The sequence below is a fragment of the Erwinia billingiae Eb661 genome, assembly GCF_000196615.1.
In the GTDB taxonomy this organism is placed as follows: Bacteria; Pseudomonadota; Gammaproteobacteria; order Enterobacterales; family Enterobacteriaceae; genus Erwinia; species Erwinia billingiae.
The window spans coordinates 3,218,466-3,235,083 of the sequence record NC_014306.1 but is presented as its reverse complement, the minus strand read 5'-3'; the positions used below and the strand labels follow the sequence as shown (position 1 = coordinate 3,235,083).

At 45.2% G+C, this 16,618-nt stretch carries 14 protein-coding genes and 1 pseudogene; 6 read left to right on the top strand and 9 right to left on the bottom strand.

The window, feature by feature from the left end; all coding sequences use genetic code 11:
- Window positions 1-280 precede the first annotated feature (280 nt).
- The 5 genes and pseudogenes from EBC_RS16255 to puuD form a co-directional block, all read right to left on the bottom strand.
- Window positions 281-1,195: pseudogene (locus EBC_RS16255) on the bottom strand (glycosyltransferase family 2 protein).
- Window positions 1,192-1,551: a GtrA family protein gene (locus EBC_RS16250; RefSeq protein ID WP_013202921.1), complete on the bottom strand. Its 360-nt coding sequence runs from the start codon at window positions 1,549-1,551 to the stop codon at window positions 1,192-1,194. Before EBC_RS16250 ends, EBC_RS16255 begins: the two are co-directional and overlap by 4 nt.
- 107 nt (window positions 1,552-1,658) lie before the next feature.
- Window positions 1,659-2,936: an NAD(P)/FAD-dependent oxidoreductase gene (locus EBC_RS16245; RefSeq protein WP_013202920.1), complete on the bottom strand. Its 1,278-nt coding sequence runs from the start codon at window positions 2,934-2,936 to the stop codon at window positions 1,659-1,661.
- 31 nt (window positions 2,937-2,967) lie between these two features.
- Window positions 2,968-3,525, bottom strand: a complete 558-nt coding sequence (gene puuR, locus EBC_RS16240) for an HTH-type transcriptional regulator PuuR (RefSeq protein ID WP_013202919.1) — start codon at window positions 3,523-3,525, stop codon at window positions 2,968-2,970.
- Window positions 3,522-4,286 carry a gamma-glutamyl-gamma-aminobutyrate hydrolase gene (gene puuD, locus EBC_RS16235; RefSeq protein WP_013202918.1) on the bottom strand — a complete coding sequence of 255 codons (765 nt, stop codon included), beginning with the start codon at window positions 4,284-4,286 and terminating at the stop codon, window positions 3,522-3,524. Before puuD ends, puuR begins: the two co-directional genes overlap by 4 nt.
- Before the next feature lie 230 nt (window positions 4,287-4,516).
- Here puuD and EBC_RS16230 point away from each other — a divergent pair, with 230 nt between their 5' ends.
- The 6 genes from EBC_RS16230 (at window position 4,517) to EBC_RS16205 (ending at window position 12,236) form a co-directional block, all read left to right on the top strand.
- A complete protein-coding gene (locus EBC_RS16230) occupies window positions 4,517-5,932 on the top strand; it encodes a glutamine synthetase family protein (protein WP_013202917.1) in 1,416 nt (471 codons plus the stop codon).
- Window positions 5,933-6,365: 433 nt separating this feature from the next.
- Window positions 6,366-7,721 (top strand): APC family permease, encoded by a 1,356-nt coding sequence (locus tag EBC_RS16225; protein ID WP_013202916.1) that lies wholly within the window; start codon window positions 6,366-6,368, stop codon window positions 7,719-7,721.
- A gap of 209 nt (window positions 7,722-7,930) precedes the next feature.
- Window positions 7,931-8,875, top strand: coding sequence for a glycosyltransferase family 2 protein (locus EBC_RS16220; RefSeq protein WP_013202915.1), 945 nt, complete (start codon window positions 7,931-7,933; stop codon window positions 8,873-8,875).
- 74 nt (window positions 8,876-8,949) lie between these two features.
- The gene (locus tag EBC_RS16215; RefSeq protein WP_231853667.1) at window positions 8,950-9,594 is read left to right on the top strand and encodes a class I SAM-dependent methyltransferase; all 645 of its coding nucleotides are present in this window, start codon (window positions 8,950-8,952) and stop codon (window positions 9,592-9,594) included.
- Entirely contained in the window at window positions 9,573-10,466 is an 894-nt protein-coding gene (locus EBC_RS16210) for a lysylphosphatidylglycerol synthase domain-containing protein (protein WP_013202914.1), read from the top strand. The genes EBC_RS16215 and EBC_RS16210 overlap by 22 nt, the downstream gene beginning before the upstream one ends.
- A 3-nt stretch (window positions 10,467-10,469) precedes the next feature.
- Entirely contained in the window at window positions 10,470-12,236 is a 1,767-nt protein-coding gene (locus EBC_RS16205; protein ID WP_013202913.1) for an ArnT family glycosyltransferase, read from the top strand.
- Window positions 12,237-12,283: 47 nt separating this feature from the next.
- Here EBC_RS16205 and EBC_RS16200 read toward each other — a convergent pair whose 3' ends face one another.
- The 4 genes from EBC_RS16200 to sbcB all read right to left on the bottom strand — a co-directional run bounded on the left by EBC_RS16200 (window position 12,284) and on the right by sbcB (window position 16,566).
- Window positions 12,284-13,234 carry a glycosyltransferase gene (locus EBC_RS16200; RefSeq protein WP_013202912.1) on the bottom strand — a complete coding sequence of 317 codons (951 nt, stop codon included), beginning with the start codon at window positions 13,232-13,234 and terminating at the stop codon, window positions 12,284-12,286.
- A gap of 20 nt (window positions 13,235-13,254) precedes the next feature.
- Entirely contained in the window at window positions 13,255-14,640 is a 1,386-nt protein-coding gene (locus tag EBC_RS25180; protein WP_013202911.1) for a DUF2142 domain-containing protein, read from the bottom strand.
- 30 nt (window positions 14,641-14,670) lie between these two features.
- Complete coding sequence (locus tag EBC_RS16190; RefSeq protein WP_041692358.1) at window positions 14,671-15,036, bottom strand: GtrA family protein; 366 nt, start codon at window positions 15,034-15,036, stop codon at window positions 14,671-14,673.
- 102 nt (window positions 15,037-15,138) lie between these two features.
- Window positions 15,139-16,566, bottom strand: coding sequence for an exodeoxyribonuclease I (sbcB, locus tag EBC_RS16185; protein ID WP_013202909.1), 1,428 nt, complete (start codon window positions 16,564-16,566; stop codon window positions 15,139-15,141).
- Window positions 16,567-16,618 lie beyond the last annotated feature (52 nt).

Below are 16,618 nucleotides of genomic sequence, written 5' to 3'. Positions count from 1 at the left end.
GTATGCAGAAAAATCATCCCGGCACTACATATGATATTAACCCAAAAAATAAAAGAGTCTTCCACATGAAAGCTATCAGGCAAGAATTCCACTACTATCGATTAAATGAGTCTTGAAATTTATTTACGGATGTGGATTTCCATATGCTGCTGTGATTATCTCGTACTTTGAAAAAATTCATTAACCTTGACTTGGAATAGCGTCTGATAAATATTACTATAAATACAATAGATAAATGCATCTGCTAATTAAATTTATTACTTCAAATAAGTAAATAGTACTATTTCTTCTTGAGTATGAACCTTGGTCTGCGTTTAGTCTCAGTGTATATTCTACCAATGTATTCACCAAGGACACCAATGCCAACCAACTGAATCCCACCCAGAAACAGGATTGAGACCAACAATGAAGGGTAGCCAGCTACTGGGTTTCCCCAGATGATTTTATCTATGATCATCCAACCCGCATAGAGGAACGATAATCCAGCGACAAACAATCCAAGATAAGTCCAGATTCTTAGGGGAAATGTCGAAAAAGAAGTAATCCCTTCAAGAGCCAGGTTCCATAACTTCCAGCCATTAAATTTGCTGTCACCAGCTACACGGTTGGCGCGAACATACTCAACAACCGCAGTCTGTCCGCCGACCCAGCTTAGAATTCCCTTCATAAAGAGATTTCTTTCCTAAAGTTGCTTGATATTTTCAACTACATTACGAGACATTAATCGAAAATCACCAACGTTTGATTCAATTTTTGGTGAGCTGATTTTATTATGCAACTTGTAGAACCACTCCGCGGTTTTCCGCTTTATATGGCCATCAGAGCTTCTGTCAATTCTTTTTGCCAGCACAATTTCTGCGCCAATCAGCCACTGCTCAATGAGCGCAGGGATTACCTCGATGGGATCCTGCAGATCGACATCAATTGGAATGATGGCATCGCCCGTTGCAGCCTCAAGCCCGGCAAATAAGGCGGGTTCCTTACCAAAGTTTCGCGTAAAAGAAAGGTTTTTAACCAGCGGGTCATCAGACTCAATTTCAGCTAAAACGGATTCCGTTCTGTCACGACTTCCATCGTTGATAAAAACAATCTCAACGTCATATTGTTCTAATACTGCATAACCGCGAACAGCCGAATAGAATAAAGGAATGGCTTCCTCTTCATTATATACTGGAACAATTAAAGAAATTTTCATCGCTTATCCCTGAATATGAACAGTTTTGAGTAGGCAAAGCCACAAATCAGACTGATTGCCGAGAAAGCAATTAACGTAATAAGTGCAGGGATATGCATTTTATCTGCTGACCAGCCAATCGCACCCGCCATGGCCCCCATAAAGACCACGTAAAGAAGATAACGTGTCGTGGTGGCTTCTTGATTGAATGTCCACTTAGCATTTACGAAAAATGAGAAGGTGACGGCCACGCAAAAGGCGGTGAAATTAGACAGCGACTGACTTGAACCGTGAGCATACAGCGCAGTGAATACGGCCCAGTGGATAAGGGTGTTTAGAACGCCAACAGAGGCATATCTGGCGAATAGCTTAAGCATTACTGCACCCTAAAAATAAAGAGGCCGATCTTGCCACCACGCTGTCCTCCTGGCAAGGGTATCAAACAGTATCTTAACCAGTGGACGGGCTTAGTTAATTGATAGTATTAAACCCCCAACCGATCCCTCAGCGAGTACCAGGCCGCGCCAATCGCCGTTAGCGGCACGCGGAAGCGATGGCCGCCGGGGAAGGGCAGATGGGGGAGTTTGGCAAAGGCATCAAAGCGCTGTGGCTGGCCGCACAGCGCTTCACTTACCAGTTTCCCTGCCAGATGCGTAAAGGTGACGCCATGTCCGCTGTCGCCCTGAATATAGAACACGCCGTTATCCAGACGACCGACCTGCGGCATGCGGGAAAGCGTCAGCAGGAAATTTCCGCTCCAGCGGTAATCAAACTTAATCCCCGCCAGTTGTGGGAAGGTCTTCAGTAACTTAGGCCGGATCAACGCATCAATATCGTCCGGTTCGCGTGCGCCATAAACCACGCCGCCACCGTATAACAAACGGTTATCGGCAGTCAGCCGATAGTAATCCAGCAGATAGTTACAGTCTTCCACGCAGCGATTATTGGGCAATAGCGCCAGCGCCTTATCAGCGGAAAGAGGTTCGGTGGCCACAATCTGGGAACCGCAGGGAATGCTCAAACGCGTTAATCGGGGCTCAAGATGCGGGGCCAGGTAGGCATTTCCGGCAAAAATTACGAATTTAGCAGTGACCTGGCCTTTAGCGGTTTTGATCTGATGGGGATTGCCGTAGTCCACCGAGATCACTTCGGACTCTTCATAAATGCGGCCGCCGTGATTCCGAATAGCTTCAGCTTCACCCAGTGCCAGATTCAGCGGATGAATATGGCCACCGTTGTTATCCAGCAAACCACCGACGTAGCGCTCGCTGGCAATTTCCCGGCGGATACCGGTTTCATCCAGCATCTGTAATGCATTATTACCGTACTGTTTCCAACGTTTGTGCTGATCCTGCAGATGGTGCAGCTGACGTTTATTCAACGCAGCGAATATTCCGCCCTGGCGATAGTCGCAGGCAATATCATAACGCTTGATGCGATCGCGGACCACGCTGGCGCCTTCAAACATCATGCTGCCCAGCAAGCGGGCACTCTCTTTGCCGTAACGTTGTTCAATAACGTCCACGTCGCGGCTGTAAGAATTCACTACCTGGCCGCCATTGCGCCCGCTGGCGCCAAATCCAACTTTAGCCGCTTCCAGCAACACCACGTCATAACCGGCCTCGGTGAGGAACAGGGCGGAAGACAGCCCGGTAAAGCCGCCGCCAATCACACAAACATCACACTGAATACTGTTTTCAAGCTGTGGCCAGGGAGCGTGAGGATTGGCCGTTGCGGCATAGTAACTCTTCACATGGTCCATAACTCCCTCCTTTTCTGATTAAGTTCCCGGCTCAGAACGTCGCTGGGGTATGCGCACTGACAATCCGACAAGGCTGTGCGAATGAATTGGTAAAACTGTGGGGCAGGCCGGTATTAATGACGTAGCTCTGCCCGGCGTGCAGCGAATAGCTCTGGCCACTGATGGTCAGGACAATTTGCCCTTCCAGCAGCGTGCCGGTCTCTTCTCCCTGATGACGGATTTTCTCGCCGGTGGTGGCACCGGGCTCGTACGTTTCCAACAGCATGCCCAGCGTGCGTTCCGGGTTGCCATTGTGGATTAACTTTAATGACACGCCCTGACTGCCAATATCGATCAGCTCATGGGCATCAATCACCACTTTCGGTGCCTCATCCTTTACCGGTTCGGAGAAAAATTCGGAAAGGGACAGACCGTATACCTTTAATAACTTCTGCAGCGTGCTGACCGCAGGGCTGACTTTGTCCTGTTCGATCGTACTGATGGCGCTATGCGTCAGGCCGGAGAGTTCGGCGACGCGCCGTTGTGACATTCCCATCTGTTGGCGGATTTCCGATAGACGTCGTCCCGGTGCCACAGTGGCTTCGCTCATAACCTTTTTTCCTCCTGATGCCGTTGGCAGGCGTGAATAAATCCATCGAACAACAGGCGGGATAACGTCGACGTCTCGCTTTGCCATTCCGGATGCCATTGCACCGCAAGAGCAAAAGGATGGTCACGCAGGCTGACGGCCTCAATCAGGCCATCGGCGGCACGCGCCTCGATGCGCAGTGGGGCACCCAAGGTGCTGATCCCCTGTTGATGTAGCGAATTGACCCAGAACTTCTCGCAGCCTTCCACCAGTGGGGAAAGCAGGCCGTCCGGCTCAACGTAAACTTCATGTGCCGGCGCATATTGTTCGTCCAGCGTTAAGGCTTCATCTTCCCGATGTTCCTGGAAGCCTGGAACCGTATGCAGCTGGCGGTGCAGGCTGCCACCGGTCGCCACCACCAGTTCCTGCAATCCACGACAGATAGCCAGAACCGGCAGGCGTTGAGTCGTTGCCGCGTTAATTAAGGCAAAGGCCAGCTGGTCGCGACCCGGATCGGCATAATCTTCGGTGCCGGATTCGCCATAGTGGTGAGGTTCGATATTGCTTGGGCTGCCGGTCAGCAGCAGGCCAGACAGCGGAGCCATAGCAATTTCTAATAGATCGGGAGAAGACATCAATCCCTGCGGTAAAGCCAGCGGAACTCCGCCCGCCTGCAGTACGGCTTCGAGATATTTGTTATGCACCATCTGGGTGGGATGACCGCCCTTGTCAATCTGGCACATCACTACGCCAATCAATGGCTTGTTAAATATAATGCCCATCTTTCCCCTCGCGAAGCTGTTCAATATATCTACCGGAAAAGGCGCGTTAGCCGCAAATTTGTACAATATATTTTCAATCTAGCAACCGACTGCACAATATTCAAACTGATTTGGCGGCAAAATAAACTTGAATGTAACATTTGCACACTTTTTGTGTTGGCGCTATGTTAGAAATGTGGCTGTTATTTTGAGCAACGCTCAACACTAACCAGACAAAGGCGGGCAGGACTATGACAAATATTGTCGAAGTAGAAGACTTCACGAGACACAGTGAACAGAAACGAACCAGCGCGTTCCAGAATGAAGTGCATGCTTATCTGGAACGCCACCCTGAAACGCAGTACGTCGATATTCTTCTCAACGATCTCAACGGTGTCTTTCGCGGTAAGCGGATCCCCTTCGCTAATCTGACCAAACTCGAGAAAGGCTGTTACTTCCCCGCTTCCGTTTTCGCGATGGACATCCTCGGCAACACCGTAGAAGAAGCCGGTCTGGGTCAGGCACTCGGTGAACCGGACAACATTTGTATTCCCGTAGAAGGCACGTTAATCCCCTCAGCTGCCGATCCTCAACATCTGGCGCAGGTGCTTCTGACCATGCGCAATCAAGATGGTACTCCCTTTGACGTTGAACCCCGGAACGTTCTCAATCACCTCTGGCAACAGTTGCGTAATCGAGGTCTGTTTCCTGTGGTAGCGGTAGAGCTGGAGTTCTATCTGGTCGACAAAAAGCGTGATGCGGAAGGCTTTATTCAGCCACCGTGCGCGCCGGGCAGCGACGAGCGGAATATGCAAAGCCAGGTGTACTCAGTTGATAACCTCGATCACTTCTCCGAGGTGTTAAGCGAAATCGATACGATTGCAAAACAGCAGGGGATCCCCGCCGATGGCGCGCTGGCCGAAGCCTCTCCAGGCCAGTTCGAGATCAATCTTCATCATACGCGCAATGTGCTCAGTGCCTGCGATCATGCGGTTCAGCTGAAACGCCTGGTGCGCCAGGTGGCTGAAAACCACGGTATGACCGCCACCTTTATGGCCAAGCCTTATGAGGAATACGCCGGCAGCGGGATGCATGTGCATATCAGCGTGCTGGATGCCGCCGATCATAATGCCTTCGCCTGCGATGACGGCAGCAACTCGCCGCTATTGAAGCGTGCGCTGGCCGGAATGATCGACCTGATGCCCGCCTCAATGGCGCTGTTAGCGCCGAACGTCAATGCCTATCGCCGTTTTCTGCCCGATGCCTTTGTGCCGTTGCAGGCTTCCTGGGGCCATAACAATCGCACCGTTGCGCTGCGTATTCCCTGCGGAGATATCGATAGCCACCGTATTGAATACCGTGTTGCCGGGGCGGACGCCAATCCCTATCTGGTAATGGCGGCGATTCTGGCCGGTATGCTGCACGGTATTGATAATCAGCTGCCATTACCGCCGGCGATCACCGGAAATGGTCACGAAGCCGACGGCAATCCGTTGCCAATCCGCCAGAGCGACGCGTTGTATGAGTTTGAACAAAGCACTCCGCTGCAAAAGTTGCTGGGTGAGCGCTTTGGGTTTGTCTGGCACAGCTGCAAACACCATGAACTAATGCACTTCGAGCGCCTGATTACGTCAACGGAAATTGACTGGATGCTGAAAAACGCCTGACGGGAGAGCCACTAAGATGACGCAAACCACCCACAAGCAAAGAAATTGTCACTGAAGGCCTTAACCTCTTGTCATCCTGCCTCCGTCTGGTGCAGAATATGCGCCCTGCAAAATGAATCTATAACCGACGCTTATGCGCCGGTTATTTTTTTGCAGAAAACACATTCGCATTTAAGAGGCCGGTCCAGAACCGGATAGATAGTCGCTTTTAGCACGCACGGACGTGCTATGTTGAGGATAAGATTGATGGGGCTACACTTTATTACTCCAGTTCACGCCGGTATTCGCCAGCGTGATGACTACGGCGCCGCGGCAGGCACCACTTTCACCCACTCCTGCCAGTCCGTTTCCCAATGTAAGAACAGCTCTCGCAATGCGCGAAGTTTCCCTGTGGTTCAACCCAGAACGGTTGATGCTATGGGGAGGCTGAATCATGTCGCTTAATCCTCAAACGTCCCGTCCACAACTGAAAAAAACGCTGACATTATTGCCTGTGGTAATGATGGGGTTGGCCTATATGCAGCCAATGACCCTGTTTGATACCTTCGGCATTGTCTCTGGCCTGACCGATGGTCACGTGGCCACGGCTTACGCGTTCGCGTTAATCGCCATTCTGTTTACAGCGCTGAGCTATGGCAAGTTGGTCCGTCGCTTCCCATCCGCGGGTTCGGCCTATACCTACGCTCAGAAAGCTATCAGCCCACACGTCGGTTTTATGGTGGGCTGGTCATCGCTGCTGGACTACCTGTTCATGCCGATGATCAACATTCTGCTGGCTAAAATTTACTTCGAAGCCCTGGTGCCGGGTATCCCGTCATGGATCTTCGTGGTGATGCTGGTCGGCTTTATGACCCTTTCCAACCTGAAAGGCATCAAAACCGTCGCCAACTTCAACAGCGTGATCGTGGTGCTGCAGGTGGTGGTGATGGTCGCCATTATGGCAATGGTGGTGTATGGCGTAGCGCACGGCGAAGGTGCCGGCACGCTGGTCAGCAGCAAACCATTCTGGTCTGAGAATGCGCACGTGGTACCGATGATCACCGGTGCGACCATATTGTGCTTCTCGTTCCTGGGCTTCGACGGCATCAGTTCGCTGTCTGAAGAGACCAAAGATGCAGAGCGCGTCATCCCTAAAGCCATCTTCCTGACGGCACTGATCGGTGGGGTGATTTTTGTGGTGGTGTCGTACTTCCTGCAACTTTACTTCCCGGACATTTCACGCTTCAAGGATCCTGATGCGTCACAGCCAGAGATCATGCTTTACGTGGCAGGCAAGGCCTTCCAGTTCGGCATTCTGATCTTCTCCTGTGTCACCGTTCTGGCGTCCGGTATGGCGGCACATGCTGGCGTATCCCGCCTGATGTATGTGATGGGCCGTGACGGCGTCTTCCCGGAGCGCTTCTTCGGTTATATCCATCCGAAATGGCGTACCCCGGCGTTGAACGTGCTGCTGGTTGGCGCAATCGCCCTGTCGTCTATCACCTTTGATTTGGTGACCGCGACGGCGTTGATTAACTTTGGTGCGCTGGTGGCGTTTACCTTTGTTAACCTGTCGGTGATTTCGCAGTTCTGGATCCGCGAAGGCCGTAACAAGACGCTGAAAGATAACGTCAACTTCCTGCTGTTGCCGCTGTGCGGTGCGTTAACGGTAGGTGCGTTGTGGATCAACCTGGAAGAGAGCTCGATGATTCTGGGTCTGGTGTGGGGCACGATTGGTCTGATTTATCTGGCCTTCGTCACCCGCAGCTTCCGCAACCCGGTGCCGCAGTGCACTGAAGAGCCGATGTAATTTCTGGCGATGTTGCAAAAGGAAAGGGCGCTTCGGCGCCCTTTTCTTTAATAGATTAATAACATTTGAGTCTTTTGAAATACTTCTCTTTTACTATTAGCATAATTTGTTAGTATTGCTGTTAATGTCCTGTAAAAAGTCCTTTAAAATGCAGGTTGGCACAGCATCTGTTTCTGAGTAGAAACTAGATAACATTGAGAGCTTTTGTAGTGAAACTAATCATACAAATACCCTGCTTTAATGAAGGTCAAACACTCGCTATTGCCCTACAGGCTCTACCGCGTAGCGTAGAAGGATTTGAAAAAGTTGAATGGTTAATTATCGACGATGGCAGTAGCGACAACACTGTAGCAGTGGCTCAAGCTTGTGGTGTTGACCATATTGTTAAGCATCCCGTCAATAAGGGGCTTGCCAGAGCGTTCATGACCGGAGTTAATGCCTGTCTTGACGCAGGCGCTGATGTCATTGTCAATACGGATGCAGATAACCAATACGAAGCTGACGATATCCCTTCGCTCACACAGCCAATTCTGAATGGTAGAGCTGAATTCGTTATCGGTGCACGTCCAGTACAAACTATTGAGCATTTCTCACCGGTTAAGAAAGTTTTACAAAGGCTGGGTAGTTGGGTTGTGCGCTTAGCCAGTAAAACCGATATTCCAGATGCACCAAGTGGCTTTCGGGCTATGAGCAGGGAAACAGCTCAGAAGCTAATTGTTTTCAGTGACTATACTTACACATTAGAAACGATTATTCAGGCTGGACAAAAAAATATCGCGATCACTTCTGTCCCAATTCGAGTTAATGAAGATCTTAGGCCCTCTAAGTTAGTGAAAAGTATTTTTTCATACATCAATCGAAGTATAATAACTATAATCAGGATTTTTGTCATTTATCGCCCATTCCGTTTTTTCGGCACGATTGGGCTAGTGCTATTTTCTGCGGGTTTTTTAATAGGCCTGAGATTTGTTTTTAATTATATTAATGGTGAAGGGACTGGGCATATTCAATCCCTGATTTTGGCATCTGTGCTCTTGGGTATGGGCTTTCAAACAATATTAATAGCCTTCATTGCAGATTTGCTTTCAGCAAACAGAAAGTTGTTGGAAGATCTAAGGTTCAAATCTGCACAAGAAAATGGAAAAAATAAATAAGCTTATTCAGAGCTCTGTAATTAAAAAAGTTGAAGATAGCTATAACACAATTGATGAACATTTGAGATGATTAAATGAGTATGAAAATTGCAGGTGGCAAGACTGAAGACGGCATTGTTGTGGGTAACACCTATGATAAATATGGCGCACGTAATCCTATCGTGAGATGGATGATGAAAGGCTTTGAGGAGTCACTGATGACTTTGTCTTCCAAAGCTAACCCTTGCACTATACATGAAATAGGATGTGGTGAAGGGTATTGGGTGACTAAATGGAATCAGAGCGGCATTGAAGCTCGTGGGTGTGATTTCTCTCATCAAGTGATTGAAATTGCGCGAGACAATGCTAAACAGGTTGGCGTTTCAATCGAACAGTTCAGCACCAGGAGTATCTATGACCTTGACGCAGAGGAAGATGCAGCTGACCTTATTGTTTGTTGTGAAGTACTTGAACATTTAGAGGATCCTGAAGAAGGCCTGCGCGCTCTGCAGAGAGTCACTCAAAATTATATCCTTCTCAGCGTACCCAGGGAACCGCTATGGCGCATATTAAACTTTGCCAGAGGGAAATATTGTTTAGATATGGGTAATACTCCAGGTCATTTGCAACATTGGTCGAAACCAGGATTTATTAAAATGGTATCAACTTACTTTGATGTTGTAGAAGTCAAAAGCCCATTACCTTGGACAATGGTATTATGTCGTCGAAAAACAGGATAATAAAGGTTTTAAAAACCTGCATTAACTATATTGGGACCCTGCTTGCGATAGCTGGAGTTGTTTTTGTTTCTCTAAAGTTAAAACAATATTGGCAAGCAGATAGCATCAACCATGTTAGTATTATTTCATGGATGGCGATTGGTGTGTTAAGTGTTTGCTATGCGGGCGCTAACATATTTTTAGTGGTTGCATGGAAAAATATACTTGAACATTACAACATGAGAGTTTCATCACGTTGGGCTTTCCAAGCTTATGGTATTTCACAATTAGCAAAGTATGTACCAGGTAATATTTTCCATATAGCGGGAAGACAAGCTTTAGCTATGGCTGCAGGTTTACCGGGGAAATTAGTACTGAAGTCAAACCTTCTCGAGTTGATTATGATATCGTGTGGAGGAGCATTGATGGGATGGATTGTTCTCTCTGTACTTTTTCCCAACCTGTCCCTGATTATGGCTTTGACACTTTTGTTCTGTAGCTATATTGGGGTTATTCTAATTGCCAGATTTTATTTTAGTCTATCCTTAAGTAAAGCGATTATCTATCAATTCTTATTTTTGCTCTCATCAGCTTTCATTTTTACCACTATCCTCACCCTTTTAGCCCATGGGCGGGTTTTAGATATTTCAGTGATATGCACTACTTTAGGTGTCTATACGATTGCCTGGTTAGCGGGGTTAGTGATGCCAGGCGCACCTGCTGGCATTGGCATTAGAGAATTAGTCGTAGTCTATTTTTTAAGTGAGTACATACCCAATGCAGAGCTGCTATTGGCCGTTTTGTTAGGAAGAATAGTCACCGTTATAGGCGATATATTATTTTTTGTATCAGCGTACCTAAATAAATCATTTAAATTAACTCAAGAGCATTAAATAATGAATGTTAGTGAAGATGGTAAGAAAATTATATATTCTAATTTAACATCGCACGCGGGGTTGTATAGCATCTTGATGTTGCTTTTCCTTCTATGCATTGGATATAACATATCAACCAGGTTAGGATTATTTCCTGACGAGACACAACATCTTGGCTTCGTCATTAATGTTATTAAATCTGGTTTTCCTGACTATGTAAATGGATATGGATTTGAATCAAACAAGTTAAACTATCTCGAGCACCCAGCATTGTACTATCTTTTAACAGGATATATTTCAAAATTAACTTTGCTCATGGTGGATGTATCTTATAAATCATTTCGACTCGTGAATTACTTTATATCAGCACTGACAATTATATATATTTATAAATCATTATTGGTGATGAATGTGAGGAAGATATCCATATTCTTCGCATTCTTTCCACTACTCAGTATCCCTATGTTTATTATGTTGAGTGCTTCGTATAATAATGATCCTTTGATGATTTTAGGGTGCACTTTGGTTTTTTATTCATTTGTTCTTTTTTACGATAAGGATGATAATCTTACCTATTTCATTAGGTATTTTCTTCTGGGATGTGTAATAACAGCCCTGACTAAAGCTACAGGGGCACTGGCGATTGTATGTATCATTTCAGTATACTTAATTTTTCAAAATAAAAAAATTGTCCAGACGTTGAGTAAATTAAAATTTTATGACTGGTTATGGATTATCCTTGCTGCTTTAATAGTCATAATTTACTATTCTTTCACCTATTATAAATTTGGGCATTTTTTCCCCTCAGCGCAAGAGAATCCGAGCATTTGGTACAAATTAACTGTTCCCAATGCGCCACGTATGGGGTTACTTGAACATTTGGTCGCATTTTATAATTCTAATGTATATACTTTGCTAGATCCTTACGGTCATCAAATATTTGATGACATCTTAATAAGAGAAAAGCTTGATGCATTTGTATTAGTGATGATGCCTGTTTTTTTGATGATTTCATTCATTAAGTTGAAAAGTGAAAATAATAAATTCGTGCAGTTATTCTTGATCTTCTTTTTCGGTTATGTGATTTTCATGATCTTATATTTTTGTGAGATACATGCGCTTAATCATGCTACCGGATATCCAGGAGCTATGCAGTCCAGATATTTCTATGGCTTTATACCTTTTTTTATTGTGTTCTTTGCCCATGCGGTTGACTGTCTAGTAAACAGATTCTTTAGGTATTTAGTTTTTTCGCTCCTTACTTTAACGCTACTTCTCTCCTTTTATCCATCCTATGCTGCATTTTTTAAAGACTATTATGGGCAAGATACTTTTAACAGTAATTATGGTGAGCTAACAAAAGGTAGGGTTTTTGAACAAACATTTACTGCACAATCAGATATTTTAAAGCGGATTGATATTTTTATCGGAACTTATCAAAGACATAACTCAGGAACACTGCAAATGGATTTATATTCTGACACCAAGCTACTTGCTGATAGTAGAATTCAGATAAATTCAATAAGTGATAATAGCTGGGTGTCTTTTAAATTCGATAACCTTATTCTTGAACATGGTAAGACTTACGCCTTAAAAGTCAAAGCTGACGGCAGTGAAGCAGGAAATGCTGTTACATGGTGGGCGCTGGGTGAATTCAAAGAGCATCCTGAATTTTTGGGAACGGCGTATGGTCCACAAGATTTGAAGGGCAATCGCTATCTGGAAGGATTATCATTTGTTGATGGCGATAAAATAAAAGGAACTTTTACAATGAGGATTTATAAATAAAATAATTTTGAGCTTGCAGGCTTGATCTGCAAGCTCAAATTTTAAGGTTATTTATTATTATCTATGCCGTTACCCGCATTGAGATAGAACAGCGCTTTCATTTCTCTTCTGCCCATAGTTACAGATTCTAAAATAATTCCGCATACGAATGAGATTATGGCTATAGTCATAACTGCCGACGAAAGGATTGCTGTAGGAAATCTTGGGACTAACCCTGTATTTTCATATTCCCATAAAATGGGTAGTCCAAGAAATAATGAAATTAACACGAGTAATGAGCTAATAAGAAGGAAGAAATAAAATGGCCTTTCGGTCATATACAACTTTACAATTGTCTTTAGGATTTTAACGCCATCTTTGTAAGTTGACAGTTTACTGACTGACCCCTCTGGCCGTTCACCGTAACTGGTCTCAACTTCACCATAGCGCATTCTAAGTTCCAAAGCATGTATGGTCAATTCTGTTTCAATTTCAAATCCGCGAGACAAACACGGGAATGATTTAACATAGCGTCGTGTAAATGCCCGGTAACCAGACAGCATATCGGTAAACTGGCCTTTAAAAATGGTCGTTACCGTGCCAGTTAGCATCTTATTTCCCAGCCTATGTCCCTGTCGATAAGTTGCCGCATCACCATTTTCTTTACGACACCCAACAACCATATCCAGCCTGTCATCCACCAGTTTATCGATCATGACTTTCGCCGCAGTTGCGTCATAGGTAGCATCGCCATCGACCATGACATATACATCAGCTTCTACATCAGAGAACATCCGGCGAACCACGTTGCCTTTTCCCTTTAATTGTACTAAATGAACATGTGCTCCCTGTTCTTTAGCAATAAACGCAGTTTTATCTTTAGAATTATTATCAAAAATATAAATATCGGCCTCAGGTAGGTATTGACGAAACTGGCTTATAACGGTTGCCACAGACATTTCTTCATTGTAACAAGGAACAATGACAGCAATTTTTAGGTTTCGATACAGTGTATTCATTGATAGCTCCAACATACTTATCAGAAGTAACGTGTTTCAAGTGCCAAATGCACTGAATATACTGACGCTACTGCCATGATAGCGGATAAAATAAGTGATAACTTTCTAAGTTCGGGCTTGTCCATGATCGCGTAGCCCAAAATGATCATTGGGATGATAAAGTATCGTCCCTGCACACCGTCTACTCGTGTAGCAGGGAAGGTCGACCATTGTACTAACAGCGCGCAGAATGTTAACGTGATTACAGCTACGGAAAAGAGTGCCAGTAAAATTGTTTCGGATTTTCTCTGCAGTATATTTTTCGAAAATATATTAATGACAAATATTGTATAGATGAAAAGACCAAAATACCAATATGCAAAGTCTGTCAGTGGTGCATCCAGCCATCCCAAAACCCCAATAAAACTCAGAACATAAGATTTTATGGTGCCGTAATTAGAAATTGTATTCCAGATAATTGAAAACACTTCCAACGGATGCTTGATATAATGTTTAAGTACATCGATTTGTTCAATTCCCGGATGATGTATTCCATTATCATGAACAGTTTTAATGGAAAAATAAGTCCAGAATAATACTAATAATGATGTAACTATGAAGCCATATAGATATGAGCGTTCTTTAGTTTTGATAAATAGCCACAGAGGAAATAACAATAGCGGTAGTAAATTTGCCCGACTACTACTTAGGATAAATGCTGTTATGCAAAGTAATATCATTTTCGCGTATGAATGCGAGTTTTTCTCATTTTTTAGAAGATTACAAAAAAGAGACATTAGAAAAGCTGCTAACGCGAAAGTTAATCCATCGATGGTGGGTGAGAAAAATTGAAACACACTCATTGGTAGCAACATAATTACTAGTGCTGGACCAGGAATAGGATGCAACCTCCATGCGAAAATAACTAATATTGTGATCGTTATTAAGTTTAATGCGCTGACTAATTTATATGTGGTAAAAACATTCAAATTAAATAAATGACCAAGACTAAAACCTAATGCTTGAGGTGAATAAACCAGTGGGAAATAAAATGCTGTATTCGCCATCGAAAAGAATTTATTTTCACCGCTCCAGTGGAGCGATCTCATTTTATTTTTTAACTCATTAGGAAGAGAAGGATCATGGTTTCTAATCACTCTATCGTATTGCGTCCTGAATATATCCAATGATTTATCAATATTTCCACCAGAATTTATCTTCGAATCAGGTGAAACCAGATAAACGTAGCCATTTCTTAAAGCGTCAGCGCGGGAAAGATGCGCCACTTCATCTGGAGAAGTAAAGGGGGGCTTAACATGCAACACCCATGAAAAAGAAAATGCTACGAAGATCAAAAATAATAAACATATTAGTTTATTTTTTAATTTTTCATTATGACTTATTTGTGTATCATTTACTGAAACCATACAAGATCCTTTAAGTCTAGCTTATCAAGATTAAGTGTTTTTGACGGAAAATATAATGAATTTGGAATATAGATAGCCGCAAACCAAGCTAAATGCCGAGAAGAAAGCGGCTGTCAGAAGTGGTTCAAGAGAAAGCTTGTCGCCCATCCATCCGAAACTATAAGCGAGTAATCCCATGAATCCAACAAACAGAAAGTAACGTTTTAATGAAGTCTTCGATTCAAAAGTCCATGTTGCATTTACAAAAAAACTGAAGGTCACGGCAAGGCTAAATCCAATAAAATTACTCGCTGCCTGATTGATTTTCAATAAATAAACACAGCAACCCATGGCAGACCAGTGGATAGCAGTGTTAAGAATGCCTACTAATACATATTTTATAAAAGTCGAATTCATAACGGCCATCTTGAATGTTTACTCATTTTTTTGACAGTATATTAACATTATTTTCAAATTTATTTGATGATATTTTATTCCTTTATGCGCACTTCATCCTCCCTAACTAGTTAGATTTTGGACATACTGAAATAACATTTTTAAATCTTTTTCTTTTCCGATATCACCTTCATACTGATTGAACAGCATTTCCAGCTCCTGCACATAGCTTTGCACTCGCTCTGGGTTCAAGGCTTCGCGACGATGCTGCAACCAGCGTGTCTGTTCGGCTTCATCCAGCGTGCCGGGATAGTTACGGGCGCGGAAGCGGAACAACAGTTTTTCAATGCGTGCATCGTTAAATGTCAGGTCCAGCGCCGGTAAATTCTCCGGCAGTGTCTGCTGAATAATGTTCATGGTATTGCGGTCGGCATCGCTGAAGAAGCCGTCATACAGCTGGGCATCTACGTCGCTGGAGCCGGCGAAAGGCTCGGCTTCAGCGAATAACGCCACCACTTTTTCCCGCACTTCCGGATGCTGACGCAGTATCGCGAGGTTATCCAGGCAACGCTTGCGATCGATCCCCAAACGTTCAGCATCTTCAGGACGCAGCGTATTGGCCGGCGCCACCACCGGGCATTTGTTGATATGCATTAGCTTGACCGGCACCGGCGCGTTATCACCCAGTTCCTCACGGCGGGTATACAAACGCTCACGCAGGGTATCCGCATCCAACTCCAGCAGGGGAGTGATATCCCCGGCCAAATCACAGGTAATCAACGCATTTTTATTGACCGGGTGCCACGCCAGCGGGGCAATCCAGCTGGTGTTGCCACGAAACGCGCCAAACATTCCGGAGATATGCACCAGCGGCTTCATCTGCGGAATATCAATCAACGCAGTGATCTTGTTCTTATTGCGATGGGTGAACAGGAAGTCATACAGGCGCGGCTGCTTCTCTTTCACCAGCTTTGCCATAGCGATAGTCGCGTATACATCAGACATCGCATCATGCGCATTCTCATGGGAAACGCCGTTGGCTTTAGTGAGATGCTCCAGACGGAAACTCGGCAAACCGTCATCATTTTCTGGCCACGCGATCCCTTCAGGACGCAATGCGTAGCAGGCTCGCATCACATCCAGCAAATCCCAGCGGCTATTACCGTGCTGCCAGGCCCAGCCATAGGGATCGTAAAAGTTGCGATAAAGCAGGTTGCGCGTGACCTCATCATCAAACCGCACATTGTTATAGCCAACGATGCAGGTATTAGGCTCGCTGAACAGCGCATGAATACGTTTGGTGAAAGCAGCCTCGGAGATCCCTTTAGCTTTCGCCAACTGAGGGGTAATCCCGGTGATCATCACCGCTTCCGGCTGTGGCAGGTAGTCATCCGCAGGCTGACAGTAGAACACCTCAGGCTCACCGATGATGTTGAAGTCCATGTCGGTTCGGATCCCGGCGAACTGCGCAGGGCGGTCCAGCGACGGGCTTTTGCCGAAGGTCTCATAGTCATGGAACAGGAAGGTGGGCTGGGGCTTGTTCTCTTTCACTGGGGATTTTCCACTGCTTGGTTGGCTGGTTTAGGATCAGACTCAGACTTAC

Bases quoted from the DNA above. Each gene is read 5' to 3' on its own strand.
- EBC_RS16250 (WP_013202921.1), bottom strand. From the start codon at position 1,551: ATGCTTAAGCTATTCGCCAGATATGCCTCTGTTGGCGTTCTAAACACC.
- EBC_RS16245 (WP_013202920.1), bottom strand. From the start codon at position 2,936: ATGGACCATGTGAAGAGTTACTATGCCGCAACGGCCAATCCTCACGCT.
- puuR (WP_013202919.1), bottom strand. From the start codon at position 3,525: ATGAGCGAAGCCACTGTGGCACCGGGACGACGTCTATCGGAAATCCGC.
- puuD (WP_013202918.1), bottom strand. From the start codon at position 4,286: ATGGGCATTATATTTAACAAGCCATTGATTGGCGTAGTGATGTGCCAG.
- EBC_RS16230 (WP_013202917.1), top strand. From the start codon at position 4,517: ATGACAAATATTGTCGAAGTAGAAGACTTCACGAGACACAGTGAACAG.
- EBC_RS16225 (WP_013202916.1), top strand. From the start codon at position 6,366: ATGTCGCTTAATCCTCAAACGTCCCGTCCACAACTGAAAAAAACGCTG.
- EBC_RS16215 (WP_231853667.1), top strand. From the start codon at position 8,950: ATGAGTATGAAAATTGCAGGTGGCAAGACTGAAGACGGCATTGTTGTG.
- EBC_RS16210 (WP_013202914.1), top strand. From the start codon at position 9,573: ATGTCGTCGAAAAACAGGATAATAAAGGTTTTAAAAACCTGCATTAAC.
- EBC_RS16205 (WP_013202913.1), top strand. From the start codon at position 10,470: ATGAATGTTAGTGAAGATGGTAAGAAAATTATATATTCTAATTTAACA.
- EBC_RS16200 (WP_013202912.1), bottom strand. From the start codon at position 13,234: ATGAATACACTGTATCGAAACCTAAAAATTGCTGTCATTGTTCCTTGT.
- EBC_RS25180 (WP_013202911.1), bottom strand. From the start codon at position 14,640: ATGGTTTCAGTAAATGATACACAAATAAGTCATAATGAAAAATTAAAA.
- EBC_RS16190 (WP_041692358.1), bottom strand. From the start codon at position 15,036: ATGAATTCGACTTTTATAAAATATGTATTAGTAGGCATTCTTAACACT.